This is a genomic window from Acidaminobacter sp. JC074 (assembly GCF_022496765.1).
Classification (GTDB): Bacteria; Bacillota; Clostridia; order Peptostreptococcales; family Acidaminobacteraceae; genus JABXKX01.
Genome location: NZ_VANV01000043.1, coordinates 16,916 through 27,425 on the forward strand (window position 1 = coordinate 16,916; position 10,510 = coordinate 27,425).

Genomic DNA, 10,510 nt, shown 5'->3' on the forward strand with positions numbered 1-10,510 from the left:
TTATATGGTAAAATTTGTAAATTGTATAATAAAAAAATTAAGAGAGATTAATCCCTCTTAATTACTATTAGTTCTAATGGTTCCATTGAATACTGGTCTTTGATGTTGCATTTACCTTCAAGGTGGAAAACCACTGTTTCTTTCTTTAGTTTTACATCTTGCATTTGACTTGATAAGTTGATTAAAAGTCTTACATCCTTATCATAGCTTATTTCTACAAGTTTCTTAAGTTTCTTAGTTTTGTCTTTAAACTTAGCGTTGTACGTCATGACTCTAAACTCAGGTGTTTCTTTTCTAAGTTCTATGGCATCTCTTGTAAATTGTACAACATGTTCATAATCAGTACGTCTATTCCAGTCTAGGCCATTGATTGTATCAGAAGACATGTATGAGTTGTGGTCACCTTGCTTGGTTCTTAAGAACTCTTGTCCTGCATGGATAAATGGAATACCTAATGAGAACATGGTTGTTGCAATCATCAGCTTTTGTCTCTTTAGGATATCATCTACTTCACAAAGTCTCATCTTATCGAATACTGTTTGATTGTCATGACACTCTACATAGTTGACAGACTTCCAAGGTGCATCAAAGAAGTCTTCTTTTTCTTTTGTCGGTGAACCTAAAAGTAGATTTGGTACTTGACTTAATTGTTTTAGGTTGCCTAACATAACCCCTTTGATGTTTGCTTGATCTTCCATTGAGCCACCTTTGATGGTATCTCTGAATAAATCGTTGAAATGACCTACCTTAGGCATCTTATCTTGGTTCATCATGGTTGCTTTTTCAGCATCATCCAGTAGTGTTGGCATGTTCCACCCTTCACCATAAACCATGGCACATGGATCAATGCTTTCTACTAGGTCAGCGATTTGATTCATAGTCGTCACATCTAGAATACCCATTAAATCAAATCTAAAGCCATCAATGCCGTACTCAGTCATCCATAACTTAATGCTGTCTAGGATGTACTTTCTACCCATGAGTCTTGTAGAATCAAAGTCATTACCACAGAATGAACCATTTGATATTTGACCATCTTGTCCTATTCTGAAGTAGTAATAGGGTACAAGGCTTTCAAAGGCAGTCGTAAATCTATCAAACATATGGTTATAAACCACATCCATAACGACTCTAAGACCTTTTTCATGTAGGCCAGCTACGGTTCTCTTTAAGTCTAAAACTCTAGAATAAGGATCATTTACATCTGATGCATATGACCCTTCTGGTACATTGTACTGCATCGGATCATAACCCCAGTTGTACATCTCCTTAGGATTCAGTTCATCTACAGAACCAAAATCATAGACCGGTAACAACTGAAGGTGAGTAAAACCTAAACTCGTTAGATAGTCTAAGCCAGTCATGTCACCACGATCATTCTTAGTATTTTCTTCTAATAAACCTAAAAACTTACCAGCATTTTTAATACCACTTGAAGGCTTTGAAGAAAAGTCTCTGACATGAAGCTCATATACAATGGCATCTGTCTTTTGGTCTAGTGGACTCAAGCCATCTTTTCTAAGATTGATCTCTAACTTATTTGTGTTTAAAACCACTGACTTTTGATGGTTTGGTGTAGAAGAAAGTGCATATGGATCTGTAGCTCTCTTCCAGTCGCCACTGATATTTAATAGGTACTCATAAGCTTTACCGTCTAAGTCTCCATCTACCTTAATCGTATGAACACCCTTGTCTTCTCTTTTCATATTGTAAAGCTGACCTTCTAAATCCAGTACCACTCTAGAAGCAACTGGTGACCATACTTTAAATACAGAATAATCTTCATGATAAGTCACACCTAGATCATCCCCTGGATAATAGAATAACTCATCAAATACAGATGTTCTTACCACATATCTGTACTCTAGTGGTACCTTCAGAAAATGCTCATCTACTATATAATAATTTTCTCCAACAGTCAGCCCATCTACAAATAACTTGTAGACTCTTTTGTTGTCTTCTTTTTTCTCTTCTTTAATGATAGTTTCGTAGTAATTGTTATCTTCATCTATAACCTTAAAAAAGTTACTTACACCGTCATAGTAATGTAAATCGATTTCAGCTGTAATCAACTGAAGTTCATCTAAAAATGCTTGAAATGTTTGCTGCATAACGTCCTCCTTGAAACCATTTTACAAGATTCATTTATAAAGTCAATTGTCTTACAAATCTTTAATGTTTCAATCTGTGTATATAACACTGTTACAAACATGCTATAGAGACATCATACAATTAATACAGCATAATTTCTTATAAACATAAATATAAAAGAGCTGGTTCTCTTTACATAAAAACCAGCTCTTATATGCTTATCAAAATCTGTAAGTAACTAAGTTACCTTATCATTTCGTATGATACCTCTAGGTTTTTCTTACCTTGAATTTTAATGTTCTCATCATGCCAAGTAATTATGAAATCATTTTTCTCATCAACAAACCTATAGGAACCTGAATCACCATACAAGCTAAAATGCAAGCTTTTATAATCTAGACTATTATTAATTTCTGTAACGAATAGTCTACTATTTTGGGTAACCAAAGCACTGCCTTCTCTTATAAATGCAAATAGGTCATTCAAACCAATATCATGTTCGATGTGTACGTCAACTACTTCTTCATTGGTAAATATATTATAATACTTGCCCGGAGGAAACTTAACTTCCAGTTTATCTTGGTTTTCTTTCAATACTGGGGCTATTATTAAGTCGCCATATACATACTGACTTTCAGGATAAGTACCTTCATAATCAATATTCATGTGTTTCATCAATGTGGTCTTTTCTTCTAGAGCTTTTAAATACTCTGAATAAGTATATGGAAGAAGATTCATTCTTAAGTTATACAAGCTTCTAATATCATTTAAGAGCTCTTGATCATCACCGGCCATATTCCAGATAGTTCTTTCATTGTTGAACTTTCTTATAGGATCTACAGCTGAAAATTGACCGCCTACAGGTTCACTGTGTACCTGCATAATGGGTGTAAAGACAGCCATTTGATTGGATCTGTAATAAAGTTCTACCGATGGTAATTCACCTGAGAAACCTGCAATATCAAAACCCCAATTTATCTGACCTGCCAAGCTGGCATTAATACCTGCTTTATAAACTGACTGAAGCTCTTTAAAAGTTGACTTTTGATCACCTGCCCATTGAAGAGAATAAGCCTGTTGCCCTAAATAGCCTGCGCGACTAAAAGCAACCCTGTCTTTTCCTAAGAAGTCTGAATAAGCTTTTACATACTCAAGGGAATAATTATTTTTAAGCGCCTTATGAGTATCTCCTAAGCAGTTAAAAGCATGTGTATGGATGAACTCACCACCATCAGTCTTAAAACCATCTACACCAATATCTATAAGATACTGTCTATTTTTAAACCACCAGCTTAAAGTTTCCTTGTTGGAATAATCAGGGATCATAGAGCCATTAAACCAGTTGCCATCAGGAATCTCATATGCTTTTTTACCCTTTTGAATAACCATCTTATTTTTTTTAGTATACTGCCACTCTTTTTCATGGCGTGCATTAAAGGGTTCATCGTCCGGTATATACTTTACAACAGGACACTGCCATAACAAAAGTTTTATGCCGTCTTTATGGAGCTGATCAACCATCTCTTTAGGATTTGGCCATGGCGACTCACTAAAGTCAAAGTCCTCATAACTTAGATACTGTTTATCTGGATATTTTGCACCATTAAAAATATAGAAAGTTGCCTCATCTGACCATTGTTCTAAAACCATTGCAGTGACAGGAATTCTTAAATCCTTTAACTTGGTTCTGACATCATCAACTATTGCCTGTGAGTTCCAGCGATGTGCTGATATCCAAGGGCCAAATACCCACTTGGGTGCTTTCTTAGTTTGACCAGTTAGTTCTAGAAAATCTTTAATCATTTCCTTGTAAGAACCTTTTAGTAAATACAAAGTCGATGGATCACGGTCTTCTAGCTCTATTTTAATGTTTTCTCCAAAATCAAAACTAATAACTTTTTTAGTATCAATGAATATACCATAACCATTATCTAACATAAAAAAAGGTAAAGGAAAGTAAGTTTTATCCCCTTGATTACAGAAAACTTCTTCTACAACATTAACAACCTTATGCCCCTTATGATTAAGTGTGTTGTATCTTTCGCCCAGTCCATAAACCTTGTCATAAGATGTTTCTATAAGAATTGATTCTCCAAAATCTATCTTGATGTCTTCAACACTGCAAACTTCATTTAAGTCTAAACTATATTGGTTTAAAATCAATGACTTCCTCCATTTCTAAGATGCGCAATAACATTTGAATACTTTGCACAGATATATTCTGCATTTGCCCACATCAATGGGTTGATAAAAGACCTTTCTTCATCTCTGGCATCAATGGCCTCAGGCAGTAGACCATACTTGTTTTTATGATCATTCAACCAATTTATAATATGATCATAAAGCGCCTTATCTCCTAGAATATAAGCTGTCTGTGCTGCAAATGATGTGTTAAAGACCCAAGGTCCGTCATGGTATTCTTGCTCACTATAGCCATAACCATATCCATGATACGTTGCAATATCTGTTAAAGTGTAAAAGCTTTTTCTGTAGTTTTCATCTACAGGATAACCTAAGCTTGCTCCAAACAACTGAGGTGTATCATATCGCTTGACCAATTGATCGTGATAATCTACGTAACCATATCCATAATAATTATCTTCTAAAAAGGTCCCATTTATACCTTCTATAAGTTTGTCTACTTTTCTTAAGATGTAGTCAAGACTCTCTTCTTTATGAAGTTTTTCTAAAATTTCAATTAAACCCATCAGTCCACCTGCAATGAAGATATTTGTTGAGGTAATATAAGCTGGGCCATAAACCCCCTCATTCACGCCACCTTCAGGACCATACAAACCTTTTTTACTTGGAATATCATCAAGTATCATAACTTCTCTTAATAACTCATCCGTATCAATTAGTAACTCTCCAGTAAGGTGATAATAATCCGCAACAAGTCTCAATAAATAACCAATAAAATCTATTTGTGAAAAGACATTATTATTAGCCCCTTCATCAGGTAAAAGTTTTGAGTTGTATCTTTGGAAAATCTCGTGATTATCTCTTCTTGATAACTTTGAGACGACATCTACAATTTCCTTGCACTCTTTGTAGTGACCGCTATATAAAAAAGCTCTAGCACCATGAAGCGCATCTCTTACATAGAAACAAACATCATCACTGGCAAAATAATGGCCTGTTAAATCAGCAGGTATAAAGCCTTTCATGTTGATTGCCTTAATTGCAATTAAGTTGTTTATTATCTCTTTTTCTACACTAGACTCTGATTCTGATAGCCATTTTGACCAATAGTCTTTTGCAGCTATAAAAGATTTATCATAGTTTATCTTATGATCTTTTGTGCTAATGCTCCAGCTAAAATTATAAGATTCATTTGGATGTAATAATATCTTTTTTGATAGAGATACCGCTAAAGGTTCGTTGCTTGAAATCTTACTTCCTATGAATTCGTTTTCACCAAATAATATATCTTGAATCCCGTGATACATAAATCCACTTGGTGCATCTTTTGAAACACGACAGGTCATATCCGTTTCCTTTGAAGAAATAAATAGTGTTTTCCCTCTTGTACTTATAGAAACATTATCTCCACTTTTACTTAAACTAAAATCATTCGCTGTTGTTATGACAAGACACGCAACTTCTACTTCTAAAACATCATCACTTGTATTAGTCACTTCACAATTAAAAACAAAGTGGTAGTCATCCATACAATAAACTGAATCAGTCTTTTTAAACCTGTCATAGTAAAACTCATCTACAAATGAAAAGCCCTCTTTACAATAAGTTTTGTCGCTTTCTCTTTTTATTGGATGACCACTTCGTGGTTTAATCCTATCACCGTAATAACACTTGTCATCTAACTTAACAACACTTGTTGCTGAGTAGATAAAATCTGTTTGATAATCATCTATATATAAATGCTGTAAGCCTATAGATTTCTGATCATGTATGGTTTCATTTAAGCCATAAAGACCAGTCATTTTGCCACTTCCTATATAGGCAAGTCCAGGATATTTCATTATTTTATGCCTCCTTCTTGAAGCCCTTGAATAAAGTACTTTTGTGAAAATGCATAAACAATTAATATCGGTACTAAAGATACTAAAGCACCTGCCATCAATGTGTTGTATTCAGTTGCATACTGCGAGTTCATTTTACTCAAGATAACTGGTAAAGTCATTTTATCCGGATTTGTTAAAACAATCAAAGGCCAGAAATAGTCGTTCCAATAATTCATGAAATTAATTACGAATAAGGTAGTAAGAGGTATGGTACTCATGGGCATAACCACTTTTCTATATACTTGTACAAAGTTAGCACCATCTAATATGGCTGCTTCAATATAAGCATCAGGAATATTGGTCATATACTGTCTTAGTAAGAAGATAGCAAATACATTAAATACCGATGGCATAATGACACCCAAATAAGTATTGGTAAGGCCTAACTTTGTTAAAATAATAAAAATTGGAATTCCTGTCACCTGAATTGGAATCATCATACTTGCCAAGTAAAGTGTAAATAGTAGCTTCTTGAATTTAAAATCAAACTTAGCAAAAACAAAAGCTGCCATACTTGATGATAAAATCGTTATTACTGTGGAAAATAGAGTGATTAAAATACTGTTGCCTAGTGACTTTAAAAAAGGTATTTTAGTAAATATTTTTACATATGAATCAAATGATACTTCTTTTGGAATCCATTCAATCGGGATAGACATAATAGCTCCACTGTCCTTTAAGGAAGTTGAAATCATCCAGAAGAAAGGAATCAAACTAACCAGGGTGATACCCATTAAAATGAAAATCACTGTATAATTTTTTAATCTAAGATTTTTATTCATAGTACACCCACTTTTTTTGTAACTTCATTTGAATCAATGTAATGACCAATATAATAACAAATAAGACAACTGCTAAAGCTGCAGCATAACCCATTTGATAATATCTAAAACCGTAATTATATATTCTTTCAACCATAACCTGAGTTGATCCGAGTGGTCCACCTTCTGTCATAACCATCACTTGAGGGAACAACTGGAAGGAGTTAATGATTGCAGTAATTACTACAAAGAATAAAGTCGGTGTTACCAAAGGAAATGTGATACTCTTAAATACCTGCCAACTGTTAGCGCCATCAACTTTAGCAGCTTCTAAGACAGACTTATCTATTCCTCTTAAACCACCAAAGAGGATTAGCGAAAAGAATCCAAGATCCTTCCAAACACTGACCAAAGCAATGGAAACCATTGACCATTTTGTATCAGTCAACCAACCTGGTCCAGTGATGCCAAACATATCTAATATGTTGTTAACAAGCCCATATTGTGTACTCAGGGCAGTCCTCCAAATCATAGCACCAGCTACCCAGGAAGTAAGCACTGGAATGAATAAGAGTACTCTAAAAAAACCGACACCCTTTACATCCGTGTTGAACAAATAGGCCACAAATAAGGATGTGATAATCATCAATGGAATATAGATGAGGATGTACTTAAAGGTATTACCCATGACATTATAAAACTCTTGAGTTGTAAAAACCTGAATAAAGTTATCAAATCCTATTAGTTCTGGAGATCCACTGATTATATCCCAAGATGTCAAACTTAAGTATACCGTTGAGAGCATTGGAATAAGTGAAAATATTAGGTATCCTAATAAGCTGGGAATTAAGAAAATCAATACCCATTTATAGTTTCTTGTCAAAAATAGCTTCATCTGACCTCCTTCAAAGATAGGGCTCTTCTAGGAGAAGAGCCTTATTTATTACTCAACTGGATATTTAGATGAAATATCCTCTTGTGCCTTATCTAATGCTTCTTTAGGTGTCATTTTACCAGCTAGCGCCTGCTCTAAATAACTACCTAATGTATCTGCAATGGCACTAAAATCTTCTAAAGATGGCGGCATTACTAAATAATCTAATGAATCAATTACCGCTTGTTTATTTTCTGGTGGTGTAACACTTAAGTAGGTTTCTGTCACATCATCAGTTAATGCAACTGGTAAATCCCAGTTTGCGTCTAACCTGATTTTTGCTGCTTCTGAACTACCTGAAATAAATGATGCGAACTTAACTGCTGCTTCTTTCTTAGAAGATTTCTCACTAACTACTATCGCATCTGAGAAGAAATGTGTTGCTTTTTCATCAATACCAGGTTCTACAACGATATCCCAGTTAAAATCACAATTTTCAGTGAAATCAGGGAATGCCCAGATACCTGTAACAATCATACCTAAACGACCAGACTTAAATAGATCCCAGTCACCCATACCGCCCATTTGATCTGCATTAGGCGTTACATTCGTATCATTGATTCTGTCTATCATCATTTGAAGTGCTTGCACATTTTCATCTGAGTTGATTGTGTAAGCAGTCTGTGAGTCATTCATCATAGAACCACCATTTTGCTCGACAGTCTTGTAGAACTCCCACGTTTGAATTGGTCTAAATACACCAAAGTAGTCTTCACCTAAGGCTCTAATCTGTTTTGCTGCCTCTAACTCGTCATCCCATGTCCAGTCTTTTGTAGGATATCCTAAACCAGCCTGATCAAATAAATCCTTATTATAGATCATCACTACATTAGAAAATTTAGTTGGTAAACCGTATTGCTTGCCATCTATTGCAAATGCTTTAAGAGTTGTAGGATGTATTTGAGAAGTATCAGCACCTTCTATTTGTGCAATTACACCTTTACTTTGATATGCTCTAAAGTTTTCAATATTCAACTCAAATACGTCTGGTGTAGAATTACCAGCAATTGTTGTTGCTAGCTGCTGGAAGTAATCACCAAAACCATATGTTCTAACATCAACTTTGATGTTTGGATTTTTACTTTCAAACTCATTAACCATTTTCATTAGTGTCTCTTCATTTGCACCTGATGATGAATAGTTCATAAATGTTATCGTAGTTACACCATCATCTCCTGAACCATCGGTTGAATCACTGCAGCCAATCAATACCAACATCATAGCAAGTGATAATATCAAGATTTTAACTAAGTTTCTCATACATCTTCTCCCTTCATTTTCCTATTAAATTTTATATTACTCAAGTAATTATGTAAATTTCTATTACTTGACACAATATCGTACACTTTCACTTTCTAGTTTAACGTTATACCATCGTCTAAAAAAAAATCATTTTACTGACTCTTTTTCTAATAAACCAACAGGTAGGACTACATTATCAATATAGTCTTTATCTTTAATAACTTTCAACATCAAATCGACAGTTGCCTTACCCTTCTCATAGATGTTTTGTTTGACGGTTGTAAGCTTAGGACTACTAATTTCACTTACAAACAGACCATCGTAACCAATAACTGATATATCTTCAGGTACACGCTTACCAAGATTTTTTAAACCTTCAATGATGCCAAATGCCATCATATCAGAAAAGGCAAACACACCATCTAAATTACTTTCTGCAATTGCTTTTGATATCTTAAGTCCATACTCATAGGAAGGATACCCAAGAAATATATGCTTTTGTTCCAGCTCTTTATTTCTAAGACTTAATCCTTCTACAAAACCATTGTATCTTTCTTGTGATACACCTTTTGATGAAATATCTGTACAAACAATACCAAGATTTTCACAACCTCTATCTAATAGATAATCAGCAGCAAGCTTGCCGCCATTTCTATCATCATTCACAACACTGCAGTAACGCTCAGCATCATCAACATATGAATCTATCATTACAAAAGGAATAGCCAATTTTTTTAGATTAAGATCAAATTGATTTTGATCTGTACCTAGAACAATTACACCATCTGCATTCCATAATTTTAATGACTCTACATAGACCTCGTCCTCTGAAACAAATCTTAACATCATGTAATACTTGTTAATCCTAAGATTGTATTCAATACTGTTAATCATTTCACCATAGAATGGATTATGCATGGCATAGTCTTTATCAGGATCATCATCTAGAGTTTGAGGAATTATTAAAACAATTATATGCGAACTCTTTGAAACCAATGTTCTTGCAGACATATTCGGTACATAATCTAAATCTCTAATAACCTGCTCTACCTTCTCAATCGTTTTTGTTGAGACTTTATTATGTTTTTTATTAATGACATTTGATACTGTCATTGGGCTAACACCAGCCAACTTTGCTATTTCTTTTATAGTAGCCATCATATCACTTTCTAATTAGGTTTAACGTTATACCTAAACTATATAACACGTATTCGCATTTGTCAAATAAAAAAAATAACTTTCTGAAAACATAAAAAAAGGTTCCATAATTTTTGGTGTGGGTGAAAACTCACACCATTATTTATTTACAAAAAAATAAGACATGAGAAGTTCATATACTTTATAATGTAATCACCACAAAAACTAATATAAAGGAGAACTCTCATGCCTAATACTGATTTTATACGAGATTTACTAGATTTAAAAGACCCAAATATAATTATTTCTGATAAATGTTA

7 protein-coding genes are annotated in these 10,510 nt (G+C 34.1%); all 7 read right to left on the reverse strand.

Going from position 1 to position 10,510, the window contains the following annotated elements; all coding sequences use genetic code 11:
- Positions 1–47 precede the first annotated feature (47 nt).
- Positions 48–2,111 (reverse strand): type I pullulanase, encoded by a 2,064-nt coding sequence (gene pulA, locus EZV73_RS27630; protein WP_240843818.1) that lies wholly within the window; start codon positions 2,109–2,111, stop codon positions 48–50.
- A gap of 223 nt (positions 2,112–2,334) precedes the next feature.
- Complete coding sequence (locus EZV73_RS27635; protein WP_240843819.1) at positions 2,335–4,254, reverse strand: TIM-barrel domain-containing protein; 1,920 nt, start codon at positions 4,252–4,254, stop codon at positions 2,335–2,337.
- Entirely contained in the window at positions 4,251–6,074 is a 1,824-nt protein-coding gene (locus tag EZV73_RS27640) for a hypothetical protein (protein WP_240843820.1), read from the reverse strand. Before EZV73_RS27640 ends, EZV73_RS27635 begins: the two co-directional genes overlap by 4 nt.
- A complete protein-coding gene (locus EZV73_RS27645) occupies positions 6,074–6,898 on the reverse strand; it encodes a carbohydrate ABC transporter permease (protein ID WP_240843821.1) in 825 nt (274 codons plus the stop codon). Before EZV73_RS27645 ends, EZV73_RS27640 begins: the two co-directional genes overlap by 1 nt.
- Positions 6,891–7,772, reverse strand: coding sequence for a carbohydrate ABC transporter permease (locus EZV73_RS27650; protein WP_240843822.1), 882 nt, complete (start codon positions 7,770–7,772; stop codon positions 6,891–6,893). Before EZV73_RS27650 ends, EZV73_RS27645 begins: the two co-directional genes overlap by 8 nt.
- Before the next feature lie 48 nt (positions 7,773–7,820).
- Complete coding sequence (locus EZV73_RS27655) at positions 7,821–9,071, reverse strand: sugar ABC transporter substrate-binding protein (protein WP_240843823.1); 1,251 nt, start codon at positions 9,069–9,071, stop codon at positions 7,821–7,823.
- A 129-nt stretch (positions 9,072–9,200) separates the two neighbouring features.
- Positions 9,201–10,211 (reverse strand): LacI family DNA-binding transcriptional regulator, encoded by a 1,011-nt coding sequence (locus tag EZV73_RS27660; RefSeq protein WP_240843824.1) that lies wholly within the window; start codon positions 10,209–10,211, stop codon positions 9,201–9,203.
- Between the last annotated feature and the right edge of the window lie 299 nt (positions 10,212–10,510).